This is a genomic window from Halorubrum wangae, assembly GCF_051194135.1.
Taxonomy (GTDB): Archaea; Halobacteriota; Halobacteria; order Halobacteriales; family Haloferacaceae; genus Halorubrum.
The window spans coordinates 167,533-183,214 of record NZ_JBLZNH010000004.1 but is presented as its reverse complement, the minus strand read 5'-3'; the positions used below and the strand labels follow the sequence as shown (position 1 = coordinate 183,214).

15 protein-coding genes are annotated in these 15,682 nt (G+C 67.9%); 12 read left to right on the top strand and 3 right to left on the bottom strand.

The window, feature by feature from the left end:
- The first annotated feature begins 136 nt into the window (after positions 1-136).
- The 3 genes from ACNS84_RS13275 (at position 137) to ACNS84_RS13265 (ending at position 2,708) form a co-directional block, all read left to right on the top strand.
- Positions 137-454, top strand: coding sequence for a DUF5785 family protein (locus ACNS84_RS13275; RefSeq protein ID WP_435075351.1), 318 nt, complete (start codon positions 137-139; stop codon positions 452-454).
- Positions 455-570: 116 nt separating this feature from the next.
- Positions 571-1,662, top strand: coding sequence for an N-acetyltransferase DgcN family protein (locus ACNS84_RS13270; protein ID WP_435075350.1), 1,092 nt, complete (start codon positions 571-573; stop codon positions 1,660-1,662).
- Positions 1,659-2,708, top strand: a complete 1,050-nt coding sequence (locus ACNS84_RS13265; RefSeq protein WP_435075349.1) for a dipeptide epimerase — start codon at positions 1,659-1,661, stop codon at positions 2,706-2,708. Before ACNS84_RS13270 ends, ACNS84_RS13265 begins: the two co-directional genes overlap by 4 nt.
- Positions 2,709-2,727: 19 nt before the next feature.
- Here ACNS84_RS13265 and ACNS84_RS13260 read toward each other — a convergent pair whose 3' ends face one another.
- Positions 2,728-3,606 carry a PspA/IM30 family protein gene (locus tag ACNS84_RS13260; RefSeq protein WP_435075348.1) on the bottom strand — a complete coding sequence of 293 codons (879 nt, stop codon included), beginning with the start codon at positions 3,604-3,606 and terminating at the stop codon, positions 2,728-2,730.
- 272 nt (positions 3,607-3,878) lie between these two features.
- Between ACNS84_RS13260 and ACNS84_RS13255 the strand changes: the two genes are divergently transcribed.
- Together ACNS84_RS13255 and ACNS84_RS13250 are read left to right on the top strand one after the other, a co-directional pair.
- Positions 3,879-4,850 (top strand): sugar phosphate isomerase/epimerase family protein, encoded by a 972-nt coding sequence (locus tag ACNS84_RS13255; protein ID WP_435075347.1) that lies wholly within the window; start codon positions 3,879-3,881, stop codon positions 4,848-4,850.
- A 16-nt stretch (positions 4,851-4,866) separates the two neighbouring features.
- On the top strand, positions 4,867-6,000 hold the full coding sequence (locus tag ACNS84_RS13250) for a Gfo/Idh/MocA family protein (RefSeq protein ID WP_435075346.1): 1,134 nt from the start codon (positions 4,867-4,869) through the stop codon (positions 5,998-6,000).
- A gap of 9 nt (positions 6,001-6,009) precedes the next feature.
- Here ACNS84_RS13250 and ACNS84_RS13245 read toward each other — a convergent pair whose 3' ends face one another.
- Positions 6,010-6,480 carry a type IV pilin domain-containing protein gene (locus ACNS84_RS13245; RefSeq protein ID WP_435075345.1) on the bottom strand — a complete coding sequence of 157 codons (471 nt, stop codon included), beginning with the start codon at positions 6,478-6,480 and terminating at the stop codon, positions 6,010-6,012.
- Between the two features lie 158 nt (positions 6,481-6,638).
- On the opposite strand from ACNS84_RS13245, the gene ACNS84_RS13240 reads away from it, so the two are divergent.
- The 3 genes from ACNS84_RS13240 (at position 6,639) to ACNS84_RS13230 (ending at position 10,326) form a co-directional block, all read left to right on the top strand.
- Positions 6,639-7,253 carry a YIP1 family protein gene (locus tag ACNS84_RS13240; protein ID WP_435075344.1) on the top strand — a complete coding sequence of 205 codons (615 nt, stop codon included), beginning with the start codon at positions 6,639-6,641 and terminating at the stop codon, positions 7,251-7,253.
- Positions 7,254-7,403: 150 nt separating this feature from the next.
- The gene (locus ACNS84_RS13235; RefSeq protein ID WP_435075343.1) at positions 7,404-9,641 is read left to right on the top strand and encodes a DHH family phosphoesterase; all 2,238 of its coding nucleotides are present in this window, start codon (positions 7,404-7,406) and stop codon (positions 9,639-9,641) included.
- A 103-nt stretch (positions 9,642-9,744) separates the two neighbouring features.
- On the top strand, positions 9,745-10,326 hold the full coding sequence (locus ACNS84_RS13230; protein ID WP_435075342.1) for a TQO small subunit DoxD: 582 nt from the start codon (positions 9,745-9,747) through the stop codon (positions 10,324-10,326).
- A 54-nt stretch (positions 10,327-10,380) separates the two neighbouring features.
- On the opposite strand, the gene fer is transcribed toward ACNS84_RS13230, so the two are convergent.
- A complete protein-coding gene (gene fer / locus ACNS84_RS13225; protein ID WP_435075341.1) occupies positions 10,381-11,034 on the bottom strand; it encodes a ferredoxin Fer in 654 nt (217 codons plus the stop codon).
- Positions 11,035-11,158: 124 nt separating this feature from the next.
- Here fer and fen point away from each other — a divergent pair, with 124 nt between their 5' ends.
- The 4 genes from fen (at position 11,159) to gcvPB (ending at position 15,667) form a co-directional block, all read left to right on the top strand.
- Positions 11,159-12,136, top strand: a complete 978-nt coding sequence (gene fen, locus ACNS84_RS13220) for a flap endonuclease-1 (RefSeq protein WP_435075340.1) — start codon at positions 11,159-11,161, stop codon at positions 12,134-12,136.
- Between the two features lie 234 nt (positions 12,137-12,370).
- On the top strand, positions 12,371-12,754 hold the full coding sequence (gcvH, locus tag ACNS84_RS13215) for a glycine cleavage system protein GcvH (protein WP_435075339.1): 384 nt from the start codon (positions 12,371-12,373) through the stop codon (positions 12,752-12,754).
- Between the two features lie 153 nt (positions 12,755-12,907).
- Positions 12,908-14,236 (top strand): aminomethyl-transferring glycine dehydrogenase subunit GcvPA, encoded by a 1,329-nt coding sequence (gene gcvPA, locus ACNS84_RS13210; RefSeq protein WP_435075338.1) that lies wholly within the window; start codon positions 12,908-12,910, stop codon positions 14,234-14,236.
- On the top strand, positions 14,237-15,667 hold the full coding sequence (gene gcvPB / locus ACNS84_RS13205; protein ID WP_435075337.1) for an aminomethyl-transferring glycine dehydrogenase subunit GcvPB: 1,431 nt from the start codon (positions 14,237-14,239) through the stop codon (positions 15,665-15,667).
- The last annotated feature ends 15 nt before the right edge of the window (positions 15,668-15,682 follow it).

Below are 15,682 nucleotides of genomic sequence, written 5' to 3'. Positions count from 1 at the left end.
CAATTCAATTAATAGTCATTTTGTGTAGTTCTATGCGTCCGGCGGCGCCGCGAGCGATCAAGCCCCCACGCCGAGGGACGCGGCCGCGCGTTCGTCGGAGCGCAACGACTTTCCTGTGGCACCGTAAACGAGGGGTATGGACTGGCCACACGACCCCGACGGCGAGCAGGGAAGCGAGGGTATGCGGCAGTACGGCCACGCCGTGCTCGCGAAGAAGATCAACGAGGAGGAGGACTTTCCCCTGACGGCCGCGGAGTACGTCGAGCAGTACGGTGACCACCCGATTCGGATCGACTTCGAGACGGTCGTCTCCGTCGCAGAAATCTTCGAGGGCGTCGAGAAAGAGGAGTTCGCCGACTTCGTCGAGTTCCACCAGGAGCTCGGCCGCGCGATGCGCGAGAACGGCTACTGGTTTTACGAGGGCGCCGACAAGTTCGTCGACGGCAGCGCCTAACGCGAGGCCAACGTCTCGTTCCGACGCCGCGACTCGTCTGACTATCTCACCGGGGCCGGTTCGCCCCGCCGATCTGCCCCGACTCTTTTATCACCCGTCGGAGAGAGCGCTGGGACATGAGCGACGAACGGATCGTCATCCTCGCCCACGAAAAGTTCCCAGACCAAGCGAAGACCGCACTCGGCGTGATGCGCTACGGCGACCAGACGGTACAGGCCGTCCTCGACCGCGACTGTGCCGGCGACCGCGTGCACGATCACGTCCCTGACGTGGCGGACGCGCCGATCGTCGAATCGTTCGAGGAGGCGCGCGCGGCCGCCGACGGCGACGTCGACGCCCTCTACATCGGGATCGCCCCGATCGGCGGCGGCTTCGACGAGTCGTGGCGCGACGACGTCGAGGCAGCGATCACGGCCGGCTGCGACGTGATCAGCGGACTCCACTACTTCCTCAACGAGGACGAGGACCTCGCCGCGCTGGCCGCCGAACACGGCGTCAACCTCGTCGACGTGCGCGAGCCGGACGACGACCTGACGGTGGCGACGGGCGCCTCCGGCGACGTCGACGCCGACGTGGTGCTCACGGTCGGCACCGACTGTTCGGTCGGCAAGATGACGGCTTCACTGGAGATTGTCGCGGCAGCGCGCGAACGGGGGATCGACGCGGCGTTCGTCCCGACGGGCCAGACCGGTATCATGATCGCCGGTTGGGGGAACCCGATCGACCGCGTCATCTCCGACTTCACCGCCGGCGCGGTCGAGGACATGCTCCTCGAGATCGGCGACGACCACGACCTCCTCGTCGTCGAGGGGCAGGGGAGCATCATCCACCCCGCCTACTCGGCGGTCACCTGCGGCATCCTCCACGGATCGATGGCGGACGGCCTCGTCCTCTGTCACGCCGCTGGACGCGAGGCGGTCCACGGCTACGAGTCGTTCTCGCTCCCCCCGTTCTCCGACTACGTGGACCTCTACGAGGGGCTCTCGGCACCGGTTCGGGAGGCGAGTATCGTGGCCGGGGCGCTCAACACCAAGGACGTCGCCGACGATGCGACCGCCGCCGACGTGGTCACGGAGTTCGGCGACTCGGTCGGTGTGCCCGCGGCCGATCCGGTCCGGGACGGCGCCGATGCGATCGTCGACGGCATCGTCGACGCGGGGCTGGGTGAGCCGACCGCGGCCGCCGACGGGGGAGCCGCCGGCGAATGAGCCTCGAAACCGAGTTCGAGCGGGTCTCGCTCCCGCTCGAGAACGCGTTCACCATCTCCCGCGGGACCCAGACCGAAGCGGAAAACGTGATCGTTCGGATCACGGACGAGGGCGGCATGACCGGCGTCGGCGGCGCCGCGCCCGCGAGCCACTACGGCGAGACGGCCGCGACGGTCGAGGCGGTGCTTCCTGAGTTGCTCTCGGCCGTCGAATCGGTCGCCGACCCGCACGCGATCCACGAGATCGAATCTCGGATGGCCGGTGTCATCGGCGACAACCCGGCCGCCCGGGCCGCCGTCTCCATCGCCGTTCACGACCTCGCCGCCAAGCGACTCGGCGTCCCGCTCCACCGCTTGTGGGGGCTCGACCCCTCTAAGGCGCCCGCGACCTCCTACACGATCGGGCTCGACGAGACGGCTCGCGTCCGCGAGAAGGCTGCGGCGGCGGTCGAGGCCGGCTATCCCGTACTCAAGATCAAGCTCGGCACCGACCGGGACCGCGAACTGATCGACGCCGTCCGCGAGGCCGCGCCGGACGCTCGCCTCCGCGTCGACGCCAACGAGGCCTGGACCCCGCACGAGGCGGTCGCGAAGAGCGAGTGGCTCGCCGACCGCGACGTGGAGTTCGTCGAGCAGCCGGTCCCCGCCGAGGACCCGGAGGGCCTCCGGTTCGTCTATGAACGCTCGGCGCTCCCGATCGCGGCGGACGAGTCGTGTATCACGCTGTCGGACATCCCTGCGATCGCCGACCGCTGTGACATCGCGAACCTGAAGCTGATGAAGACGGGCGGACTGCTGGAGGCGAGGCGGATGATCGCCGCGGCTCGCGCCCACGGACTGGAAGTGATGTGCGGCTGCATGATCGAATCGAACGCGTCAATCGCGGCGGCTGCGGCGCTCGCACCGCTCCTCGATTACGCCGACCTCGACGGCTCCCTGCTGCTCGCCGAGGACCCGTACGACGGGGTCGACATGGCGGGCGGCGAGATTCGGCTCGGAGAACAGGACCGGACGGGAACCGGCGCCCGGCAGCGTACAGACAAGTAACGCGGACCGTTGTAAGGCGTCAGTTCCGTGGCTCGTCCGCGTTGACTTCTGAATCCTCAAGTTCGACGTCGAGGTCCTCGTCGGCCTCGCTGTCGAGTTCGGCTTCGAGGTCGTCGGAGTCGATCTCCGTCTCGATATCTTCCAGTTCGGCGTCGATCTCCTCGTCGGTCGCGCCGTCGTCCGTGTCGCTCGCCGGCTCGCTTTTCCCGAGTTCGCCCTTGAGCGTCTCCAGCTCAGCGTCGACCTCGCTGTCCGTCGAGAGGCTCTCCAACTCTCGGTCGATGCTGTCCTTGTCCGAGAGCGCGTCCTCGAAGGCGCCGGAGTCCTCCAGTTCGTCCATCGCCTCCGCGCGTGCCTCCATCTCCTCGGTGCGCTCCTCGGCGCGCTCGATCGAACGGGCCACGTCCTCCATCTCGTCGCCGACGCCGGTCATCGCCTCCGAGACGCGCGACGACGCCTCCGCGGCCTCGTAGCGGGCCTTCATCGTCTCCTTCTTCGTGCGGAACTCCTCGATACGACTCTGGAGCTTGTTCTTCTTCTCGACGAGCTGTTCTTGGGTGTTGTTCAGGGAGGCGATCTGGCCCTCAAGCTCCTCTATCTGGGCCATCTTCGACTTTTTCTTCTCGAGGGCCTTCCGCGCGAGGTCGTCGCGGTCCTGCTGGACCGCCTCGCGGGCCTGTCGGTTGTGCTTCTCGACGTTCTCGTCGAGCTTGCGCTTTTGAATCTCCAACCGCTTCTTCTGGGTCGTCAGATCGGCGATCCCTTGTTTGACGTCCTGGAGTTCGTCGCGCATCTGTTCGTACGAGTAGTCGAGCGACTCCGTCGGGTCCTCCGCTCGATTCAGGAGGGCGTTCAGCTTCGAGCGAATAACGTAGGAGGCGCGCGAGAGGATTCCCATACCCCGGCATACGCGTTCCACCCGTTAAAACCTCATGTGGTTTAGGGACCCCACACCCGACCGAAACGCCACAGCCGACCCCTCCACCCCTCGAAACGATCGCGAGGACCGTCCCGTTGCGGCGTTCGATCGAACCGACTCGGGCGCGACCGGCTGAGCTGACCCGAACGCGATCCCGGTCGGTGTGGGTTGATGGGTTGTGTGGCCCGAACGCGACCGCAACGCTGAGACGTTCCTGAAGATTTATTCGGGATGTTGTACACTCTTTACGCATGGACATCGGCGTGCTGACGGTTCCCTTGGGCGGAGAATCGATCGAAGACACGGCTGCGTACCTCGAATCCATCGGGGTGAACGCGGTCGAACTGGGCGTCGGCGGCTGGCCGGGCGAGGAGCACGTCGACCGCGAGGCCCATCTCGACGACGAGGCCGAGCGAGAGGTCCTCCTCGGTCTCCTCGACGAGCACGACCTCCGAGTCTCGGCGCTGGCGACCCACAACAACCCACTTCACCCGGACGAGGAGCGCGCCGCGGCGGCCGACAGAGAACTCCGGGAGGCGATCGAACTGGCCGACTTACTCGGTGTCGACACCGTCACCTGCTTCTCGGGGCTGCCCGCGGGCGCGCCCGGCGATTCGACGCCGAACTGGATCACGGCTCCCTGGCCGAGCGAGCACGCCGACGCACACGAGTACCAGTGGGACGAGGTCGCGATCCCGTACTGGCGGGAGTTGGCGAAACACGCCGACCACCACGGCGTCGACGTCGCCATCGAGATGCATCCGAACATGCTCGTCTACGAACCGACTGGGATGCTCGCGCTGCGGGAGGCGACCAACGAGCGGATCGGCGCCAACTTCGACCCCTCGCACCTCTACTGGCAGGGGATCGACGTGACCGAGGCGATCCGTTTTCTGGGAGAGCGCGACGCGATCCACCACGTCCACGCCAAGGACACGAAGGTGTACGACGCGAACGCCCGCGTGAAGGGCGTCCTCGACACGACGAGCTACACCGACGAGCCCGACCGGTCGTGGCTGTTCCGCTCCATCGGCTACGGCCACGACGAGGGCCACTGGAAGGACGTGGTCTCGACGCTCCGGATGGTCGGTTACGAGGGCGCGCTCTCAATCGAACACGAGGACTCGCTCACCTCCTCGCGCGAGGGATTAGAGAAGGCCGTCGACGTGCTCGACCGAGCGGTCTTCGCGACCGAACCGGGCGACGCCTACTGGGCGGAGTGAGACGGAGGACGAGATCATGACACAGGAACCACTCAAGATCGGCGTGCTGGGGTATCGATTCATGGGTAAGGCGCACGCGAACGCGCTGGCGCGGCTGCCGATGTTCTTCGCGGACGCGCCCACGGTCGAGCGGCACACGCTCGTCGGGCGTGACGAGGCGGCCCTCGCGGACGCCGCGGAGCGCTTCGGCTTCGCGCACACCGCAACGGACTGGGAAGACGCCCTCGACGAGGTGGACGTCTTTTACAATCTCGGGCCGAATCACGTCCACGCGGAGCCGTCGATCGCAGCCCTCGAGGCGGGCGTTCCAGTCCTCTGCGAGAAACCGCTCGCGCCGACGCTCGACGAGGCGGCGGCCATGCGCGACGCCGCTGCGGCGGCCGACGTCCCCGCCGGCACCGCGTTCAACTACCGGTTCGTCCCGGCGATTCGCTACGCGAAGGGACTGATCGAGGACGGCGACCTCGGCGAGATCCGACAGATTCGCGGGCGGTATCTGCAGGACTGGCTCGTCGATCCGGAGGCGCCGTGGGCGTGGCGGATGGACGCCGACATGGCCGGCTCTGGTGCGCTCGGCGACCTCGGCGCGCACACAATCGATCTCGCGAACTACCTCGTCGGCGACGAGGTCGGCGGGATCGACCGCGTCTCCGGACACCTGCAGACGTTCGTCGACGAGCGTCCGGTGTACGACGACGACGGCGACGTGGCCGAGTACCGCGACGTGACCGTCGACGACGCCTACTCCGCGCAGGTCGCCTACGACTCCGGCGCGATGGGAAGCTTCGAGGCGAGCCGCTTCGCGAGCGGCCACAAGAACGACCACACGATCGAGGTGCACGGTTCGACGGGCAGCCTGAAGTTCTCCTTAGAGCGGCTCAACGAACTGGAGGTGCTCCGGGAGGGCGACCGTGGCTACCAGACGGTCCTCGTCACCGACGAGACGGACCCGTACGTCGACCGGTGGTGGCCCCCCGGACACGTCATCGGGTGGGAACACACCTTCGTCCACGAGAACTACGAGTTCCTCTCGGCGGTCGCCGAGGGGGGCGAGTTCTCGCCGTCGTTCGCGGAGGGGTACGCGGTGCAGACGGCCCTCAGCGCGATCGAGCGCGCCGACGAGCGCGGCGAGTGGGTGTCGGTGGAGTAGCCGTCCTCGTTAGAACCCGCCGCCACCGCCGAGCGGGTCCCGTCTCGATCCCTCCTCCGTCCATTCACCGATAGCCGAGTTCTCGCCGTCGTAGCTGCCGAGCGTCTCGCGCGTGTCGAACGCCACGGGCTCCCAGATCACGTCGAACTGCTCGTTGCCGGTCGCGTTGGGGACGGTCACGCGGTCGCCCGGCTCGACGACCCCGCCGCCCGGCCACGCGCCGAACTCGACCTTGCCATCGGGGTCCTCACCGCGGACGTACAGCTCTTCGGCGGCGACGGGCTCGGGGCCGGCGGCGATGATAACGAGGTCGCCGCCTTCGGTCTCGACCTGGAACTCCGCGTCCGGAGGTGCGACGCCGTCGATCAGGCCGAACATCGCGGCCCCAACGATGGCCAGCAGGAGGACGACGATACCGACCAGCAGTCCCGTGCCGGCTATCGGGGTAAACCCACGCTGGTCGTTCCGAAACCCACTCATTCGAATCCTCCTCCGAGTGCAGTCTTATAAGCGTTTACCCGCCGCTTATCAGACGGGAGAACGACCGGCTCGTGGTCGAGGGCGTCGCGTCAGCGAACCGGAGCCGTTCGTTCGGCGCGAACCGGAACCCCGTTATTCCACCCGCCCGAAGGGAGTCCGTGACATCGTGGATCGAGGACCCGGCAGGCGGGCGGGAGCGAGGCGCCCGCGGACTCGCCCGCGCCTGGGTCGAGACCCTCGTGCGACCGCGTCGCCTCTTCGCGAACGGGGTTGGACCCGGCGATCAAGCGCCTGCGCTGACGTTCGCCGTCGCCGTCGCCGCCGCGTTTACGCTCGGCTGGCTGATCGCGGACCCCGCCGTCGTCCCCGGCATCGTTTCGTCGGTTCCGGTCTCTGCACTCGTCGTGCTCCTCGTCGTGATCGCGCTCGCGGCCCCGGTCGGACTCCACCTGACCGCGGCGGTCGCGACGGTGAGCGTCATCGTCGCCAGCGTCGAGTACGACGACGGTCTCCGCCTGCGCGACCGCGGCGGGGTCAGCGAGACCGTGCAGGTCGTTGCGTACGCGAGTTCGCCGATGGCGCTCGCAGGGCCGCCGATACCGGCGCTGCGCGTCGCCTGCGGCGCGTACGCGGTCGTGCTGCTGTTGATCGGCTTCCGGGTCGTTCACCGGACGTCGCCGCTTCGGACGCTCGTCGCCGGGATTCCGCCGGCGCTGCTCGGCTACGGCGTCGGCTACCGCGTGATCGCGTCAGTTCGACTCCTCCTCGGGTGACACCGCGCGGCCGGTGCGGCAGTCGCCGGGGAGACACCGGGTGGCCATTGCCGCTCTGTGCCCGCGGTTCTGATTCGGTCGCTCCCGACGCGGAGGATCGCGCGGGGCTTTCGACAACCGTTTTAGGCCTGAAGCTCTCGGTGTACTCAAATGGGATCCTGTATCATCTGTGGCGTCGACGTCGACGGTGGCGGTCGCATCTGCGATCCGCACCAGGAGGACGTCGTGTTCGACTTCCGCGGGAATGCTCCCGATCAGCTCGTGCCCGACCGATTCTACCGCGGCGTCGTCGACGGCTACGCCGAATTCGGCGTGTTCATCGACCTCTCACCCGGCGTGACCGGACTGCTCCACCGCTCCGAACTTGACCGTCGGCTCGAAAGCCTCGACTGGGAGTCGGGCGACGAGGTGTTCGTGCAGGTAAAAGGCGTGCGCGACAACGGGAACATCGACCTCGCGTGGTCGATCCGACAGGCGGACCGCGAGTTCCGCGGCGTGCTCGTGCAGGACGGCGACACCGAACGCCTGCCCGAGGAAGCGGATGCAGACGAGGACGACGACGACACGGCGGCCGAACCAGCCGAATCGGCCGAGCCGGACGTGCCCGACGAGGACGATGAGGACGACGAAGACGACGGAGCGACCGGGGCGGACGAGACGACCGAAGAAGATGACTCGTCCGTTGAAGACGACGCGGCCGTTGAAGACGACGCGACGGCGGCCGACTCGTCGTCCGACGAGAGCGAGCCGAACGACGTAGACCGCTCGACGCCCTCGGCCGAGGGCGATGTCGCCGACGTGACGACGGACGACGGACCGACCGACGCCGAGAGCGACATCGACGGCGGCGAGTCCGACGCCGCCGATGACTCCGACGACCTCGACGACGACCGCGAGCGCGTCGAGATCGGTGCGCTCTCCGAACTCGTCGACGATGAGGTACAGATCGACGGCGAAGTCGTCGGCGTCCGGCAGACCGGCGGCCCCACGGTCTTCGAGGTACGCGACGAGACCGGTGTGGTCGACGTCGCCGCATTCATCGAGCCGGGCGCCCGCGCGTACCCGACCATCGAGGTCGGCGATGTGGTGCGGATCGACGGCGAGGTCGAGAGTCACCGAGGCGACGTGCAGGTCGAGTCTTCGGCCCTCGTCCTCCTCGAAGACGCGGACGCCGACGCGGTCCGCCGCCGGCTCGCCGAGGCGCTCACCGACGAGGCGCGTCCGGACGGGCTGCAGCCGCTCGCAGGCGACGAGACGGTCGCGCAGCTCGCCGACGGCCTGCTCGACGCCGCGGAGGCGATCCGTCGCGCGGTCCTCGAATCGCGTCCGATCGTCGTGCGTCACGCCGCCACCGCCGACGGCTACGTCGCCGGCGCGGCAGTCGAGCGCGCCGTGCTCCCGCTGATCCGCGACGAGCACGCCAAGAGCGACGCCGAGTACCACTACTTCACCCGCCGCCCGCTCGACGAGCCGGTGTACGGGATGGATGCGGCGACGAACGACGCGACCCGCATGCTGCAGGACCGCGACCGCCACGACGAGAAGCTCCCGCTGTTCCTGCTCGTCGGCACCGGCTCGACGGTCGAGTCCGCCGACGGCATCGAGCTGCTCTCCGTCTACGGCGTCGACGCCGTCGTCGTCGACGCGGAGGTCGCCGACCCCGAGACCCGCGAGGCCGTCGACACGCTCGTCTCCCCGGAGATCGAATCGGTAGAGGGCGACCTTTCGACGGGCGCACTGGTCGCGTCGCTGGCCTCTGCGGTCAACGACGATATCCGCGACGACCTACGGCACCTCCCGGCTGTGAGCTACTGGGCGGACACGCCCGACCGCTACGTCGACCTCGCCCGTGACGCGGGCTACGACGTCGAGCGCGTCGCGGAGCTCCGTGAAGCGGTGGCCCTCGAGGCGTACTACCAGTCGTACCAGGACAAACGCGAGCTCGTCGCCGACCTCCTCTTCGAGGACAGCGGCAACCTCGCGGCGCACGTCTCTGAGCAGTTCCGCGAGAAGCTGGAGACCGAAATCGAGACCGCGACCGCGAACGTCGTCACCGAGGCGGTCGACGGCGTCGAGTTCGACGTCCTCGACACCGACGGCTACACCCACCGCTACGACTTCCCGCCGACGCCGCTCCTGCTCGACGACCTCCACCGCCGGCGGACGAACGGCGAGGCGCACGCGACCGTTGGCATCGGAATGGACGAGCTGTACATCCGCACGAGCGCGAACGTCTCCGTTCGCGGCGTTGCCGAGCGCACGGCCGAACTCGCGCCCGCCGCCGACGTGGCGACGGCCGGGCTCCGCGAGGGCAAAATCGAGTTCCTCTCGGGCGAGCGCGACGCGGTCGAAGACGCTGTCGTCGCCGCCATCGCCGAAGCGTTCTGAGACGCGAGAGTAATTTTCGGGAGACTTCCGAGAACTCCCGCGCATTGGGTTCACCGATAAGCTATTGTTGCCTCGTTGACTTCTTAGTGTGGGTGATGGTGACATGGCAACACAGCCGTCGGAACGAACGCTCCGCTCGGAGCTACTGGGAAACGAGGTAACATTCAACTACTCGGAGACGTGGCTCGCGTACTCCATGCTCGGCCTCCGCGTGGTGATGGCGTGGGTATTCCTGCAGGCCGGTCTATCGAAGCTGTTCGAAGGCGGACTCGCCGACCCGTTGGCGTGGAGTTCGGCCGGCTTCCTCCAGAATGCGATTGCGGAAGCGAACCCGCTTCGAGGGTTGTTCCTCTTCTTCGCCGACTACGCGGCGATCGTCGACCCACTGGTAGTGTTCGGACAGATTCTGATCGGGCTGGCGCTCCTGTTCGGCGTCCTCTTCAGATTCGCCGCGCTGATGGGTGCAATCCAACTATCGCTGTTCTGGACCGCGGCGTGGCAGGGCGGCCTCATGGACGGCTTCCCGGTGGCGCACGGCTACTTCGTCGACAGCTCGTTCGTCTACATGCTGCTCCTGTTCGGACTCGGCGCGTGGGGCGCGGGCCGGATACTCGGCGTAGACCGCGTGCTTGAAGAGACGGAACTGGTCAAGAACACGCCGTGGCTCCGCTACTTCCTCGGGTAGGCGACCGCGAGGTCGCCGCGTCAGTTTATACAGCAACTCGATAGCCGCGTCAGATCAGCGTCGCGTGAACGGTCCGGGCGGGAGGATGAGGTCGTCGAGTTTCGCGAGGTGTTTCACGTTGAACACGACTTGTAGCTCGTCGCTCAGCGGATAGCCGCTACACGAGAGTCGGAACCCGTCTTCGGTGAGTTCGTCGGGCATGATGTGGTTCGCCGGCTGCGAGAGCTCACCGTCGACGAGGTACACCGCGCAGTTCGCACAGGCTCCGCCGCGACAGGAAAACGGCCACCCGAACCCGCGGTTCTCGGCCGCTTCCAAGAGGCTCTCGTCGGGCTGGACGAGCAGTCGGCCGTGCGCCGCCGCGTCGAGGTCGGCGTGCGACGCTTTCGTAAATAGATCCTCGTCGTCGAGCGACCAGCCGTAGTCGGCGAGCACGTCGTAATCGAGGAACTCGACGCGGACCGGCTCCACCTCCGCGGCGTCGCCGTCGTCGTCGCCCAGATCGACGTCGGTGACCGTACCGTCGGCGTCGCCTCCGTTCGCGGTCTGCTCGTCGATTTCGCGATAGGCGCGCCTGACGAGTTGGAACTCCTCGACCGTCCCGCCTTGATCCGGGTGCGCCTCTTTTACCCGGTCGCGGTAGGCCCGCTCTATCGTCGCCTCGTCGGCGTCTTCGTCTATCTCCAACACCTCGAACGGCGAGACCATTCGCTGGTGTACCGTAGCGGTCTGACGCACATAAACGCCACACAAGCCGGCAGCGGGGGACGGTGGTTCGCGGACGGGCGAACGAGTCGATGGTTTAAGAGCCGCGACGCTAACCGATCGGGTAATGGGAAACGCGGACCTACGCGACCTCGCGGCGATCCGGGACGTCGCGTTCGATGAGATCGAGGGAAGCGTCGTCGCCGTCGACGCGCACAACTGGCTGTACCGGTACCTCACGACGACGGTCAAGTGGACGACCGACGAGAAGTACACGACCGCCGACGGCGTCGAGGTCGCGAACCTGATCGGCGTCGTTCAGGGGCTCCCGAAGTTCTTCGAACACGACCTGATCCCCGTGATGGTGTTCGACGGGGCCGTCACCGACCTGAAGGCCGACGAGGTAGCGGACCGGCGCGAGAAGCGCGAACAAGCCGAGGAGCGGCGCGCAGCCGCCGAGGACCGCGGTGACGCCGTCGAAGCCGCACGGCTGGAGGCCCGCACCCAGCGGCTCACGGAGACGATCCAGGAGACGACCCGCGAGCTACTCAGGCTGCTCGACGTCCCGATCGTCGAGGCCCCGGCCGAGGGGGAGGCCCAGTGCGCGCACATGGCCGCGACCGGAACGGTCGATCACGCCGGCAGCGAGGATTACGACACCCTGTTGTTCGGCGCCCCGACGACGCTTCGCCAGCTCACGAGCAAGGGCAATCCGGAGCTGATGGATCTCGCGGCGACGCTGGAAGCCCTCGAACTCGACCGACAGGGGCTCGTCGACGTCGCCATGCTCTGCGGCACCGATTTCAACGAGGGCGTTCACGGCGTCGGGCCGAAGACCGCGGTGAAGGAGGTGAAGGAACACGGCGACCTATGGGGCGTCCTCGACGCGCGCGGTACCGAGATCCCGAACGCAGCGGAGATCCGAGAACTGTTCATGGACCCGCCGGCGACCGACGTTGACGTCGACACCGACGTGAACCCCGACGTGGCGGCCGCTCGGGCGTACGTGGTCGACGAGTGGGGCGTCGACGCCGACGAGGTCGAGCGGGGCTTCGAGCGTATTAGCGAGTCGCAGGTCCAGACCGGCCTCGATCGCTGGTCGTGAGCGTCGACCTCCGGGCGTGAGACGGCCGGTGCGACACGAAGGGGTGCCGCGAACATACCTTTTATTTCCCCTTCGTGGGAAGGATACGCTACACGTGTCGTGGACCATCTCTCGACGGCGGATTCCGTCGGTCGTCGCCCCCCGAACGCGGGCCGATCGACGCCGCGTGAACCGGCGGTGCGCGTCCGCCGGGCCGCGCCCGCTTCGAGCGTTCCACGACGATCCCTTTCACAAATGAGCTTCGAAGTTCCCGACGAGTTACGGTACCTAGAATCGCACGAGTGGACCACGACCGACGGCGACACCGTCCGCGTCGGTGTCTCTGATTTCGCCCAGGACGAACTCGGCGACGTCGTCTTCGTCGAGCTTCCCGAGGTCGGCGACGAGATCACCGCCGGGGAGCCGTTCGGCGTCGTCGAGTCGATCAAGGCCGTCTCTGATCTGTACGCCCCCGTCTCCGGCGAGGTCGTCGCGGTCAACGAGTCGCTGTTCGACCGGCCGGAACTCGTCAACGAGGATCCGTACGGCGACGGGTGGATGCTCGAAGTCGACCTGGCCGACGGCGGCGACGCCGATGGCCTCCTCGACGCCGACGAGTACGACGCACAGATCGCGTAGCGAACGCGGAGCGCGTCCGAACCGAAGCCCGGACGCGGCGCACACCAAGGGCCACATGACAACGACAACCCCACCCTTCGACGGACGACCCGGTACCGGACGACAGAGCGACGGCGGACGCGCGGAAGCGAGCCGACGCGCGGGGGCGATCCGATGAGCGGGACGGGCGGCTCTCCGTACGCGCCGCACACGGACGCCGAGACGGCGGCGATGCTCTCGGCAATCGGCGTCGACGACGAGGAGGCGCTGTTCGACATCCCCGACGACGTCGCCTTCGACGGCGAGTTCGGGATCGAGCCGCGGACGGAGCGGGAGATCCGCGCGGAGTGCGGGCACATCTTCGGTCGGAACGACGACCTGACGGAGTTCCTCGGACGCGGTCACTACGGCCACTACGTCCCGAGCGTGGTGGACCACCTCTCGGACCGCGCGGAGTTCCTCACCAGCTACACCCAGTACCAGCCGGAGATCTCACAGGGGTTCCTCCAGGCGCTGTTCGAGTACCAGTCGATGCTCGTCGAACTCACCGGGCTCCCGGTCGCGAACTGCTCGATGTACGACGCCGCGACCGCGCTCGGTGAGGCGGCGACGCTCGCGGACCGTGTCCGGTCGACCTCGGGCGATACCGTCCTCGTCCCCGAGCAGCTCCGCGAGGGCAAGCGCGAGGTGCTCGCGAACTACTGCGGCGGCGCCGACCTGACAGTCGAGTCGTACCCGATGACCGACGGCAACGCCGACGTCGACGCCCTCGCCGAGCGCGTCGGCGACGACGTCGTCATGGTGTACGCCGAGAACCCAACGGTCCGCGGCTGCGTCGAGGAACGACTCGCGGCGGTCGGCGACCTCGCGGCCGACGCCGAGGCCCTGTTCGTCCTCGGGTCGGACATCGTCTCGCTCGCGGTGTTGGAGGAACCGGCGAGCGTCGGCGCCGACGTCGTCGTCGGCGAGGCCGGGTCGCTCGGGCTCCCGACCGCCTACGGGATGGGGCTCGGACTCTTCGCCTGCAGCGACGAGTTCCTCCGGCAGGTGCCTGGGCGGCTCGTCGGCGCGAGCGAGGACGCCGACGGCGACCGAGCGTTCACGCTTACGCTCCAGACCCGCGAACAGCACATCCGGAAGGAGCGGGCGACCTCCAACATCTGCACCAACCAGGCGTGGGTCGCGCTCCGCGCGGCGATCCACGCGGCAGTGCTCGGCCCGGACGGCCTCGTCGGCCTCGCGAACGAATCCGTCCGGGCGGCCGCCACGCTCGCCGACCGAATAGATGCGCTGGACGGCGCCATCTCGCCCGTCCACGACCGCCACCACGTCCGAGAGTTCGCCGTGCGCGTCGACCAACCGGCCGAAGCGATCGCCGAGGACTTGGAGGCCGCGGGGTTCGCGGTCCACGTCGTCGGCGAGCATCTCCTCCAGGTGTGCGTGACGGACCTGAATGCGGCGCGGACGGACGACCTCGTGGCTGCGTTTCAGGAGGTGATCTGAATGATTCACGATCAGGCAAACTACGAGCGCGACGGCGAGAACGTCCGTGAGCCCCTGCTCTCCGAGAAGGGGGAGACGACGGTCGACGTCGGCGAGCGGTCGCCGCTTCCCGAGGATCTGACGCGCGACGAGCTCACCCTGCCGTCGCCGTCAGAGCCGGAGATCGCCCGACACTACACTCGACTCTCCCAGATGAACTGGGCGATCGACTCCGGGCCGTACCCCCTCGGAAGCTGTACGATGAAGTACAACCCGAAGTTCACCGAGGACGTCGCCGCCGACCCGAACGCGGCGGTTCACCCGGACCGCTCCGAACGGTCCGTGCAGGGGAACCTCGAACTCCAGTACCGCCTGCAAGAGTTCCTCGCCAAGATCGGCGGGATGGACGCCGTGACGCTCCAGCCGCCGGCGGGCGCGGCCGGCGAACTCACCGGAATCCTCATCGCGAAGGCGTACCACGAGCACCACGGCAACGACCGGTCGGAGGTCGTGATCCCGGCGTCGGCGCACGGGACGAACTTCGCGACCGCCGCGACCGCCGGCTACGACGTGGTAGAGCTCCCGTCTGGGGAGGACGGGCGCGTCGACGTCGAGGCGCTGGAGGCGGCCGTCGGCGACGATACGGCCGCCTTGATGTTGACCAACCCGAACACCGTCGGGCTCTTCGAGCGCGATATCACCGAGATCGCCGACATCGTCCACGATGCGGGCGGGTTGCTCTACTATGACGGGGCGAACCTCAACGCCCTGCTCGGCCGCGGCCGGCCCGGCGACATGGGGTTCGACGTGATGCATTACAACGTCCACAAGACGTTCGCGACGCCGCACGGCGGCGGCGGTCCCGGCGCCGGACCGGTCGGCGTCGTCGACGAACTGTCGGAGTTCCTCCCCGCGCCGCAGGTCCGCGAGAACGAGACCGGAAGCGGGTACGAGCGCGTCGAGCCCGATCGCACCATCGGGAAGGTCCACGGGTTCACCGGTAACTGGCTCGTCCTCGTCAAGACGTACGCGTACATCGCCCGACTCGGAGACGAGGGACTCGCCGACGCGGCAGCGAAGGCCGTGTTAAACGCGAACTACCTCGCCGAGGGGATCGACCTGGACGTGCCGCACGGTCCCTTCCACCACGAGTTCGCGGCGACGGCGGGCGAGCGCGACGCCGCCGACGTCGCCAAGCGAATGCTCGACTTCGGCGTCCACCCGCCGACGACGAAGTGGCCAGAGATGGTTCCCGAGGCGATGCTGACGGAGCCGACAGAAATCGAGGGGCAGTCGTCGCTCGACGACCTCGCGGAGGCGTTCAACCTCGCGTACGCCGACACCGACGAGGCGCTCGACGCGGCCCCGAACCGGACCGCCGCGAGCCGAATCGACCAGGTCTCCGCGGCGCGGAACCCTCGGCTCTCTTGGCAGGCGCTCGACGGGGAGTAGGGGGGACCGGGCCCC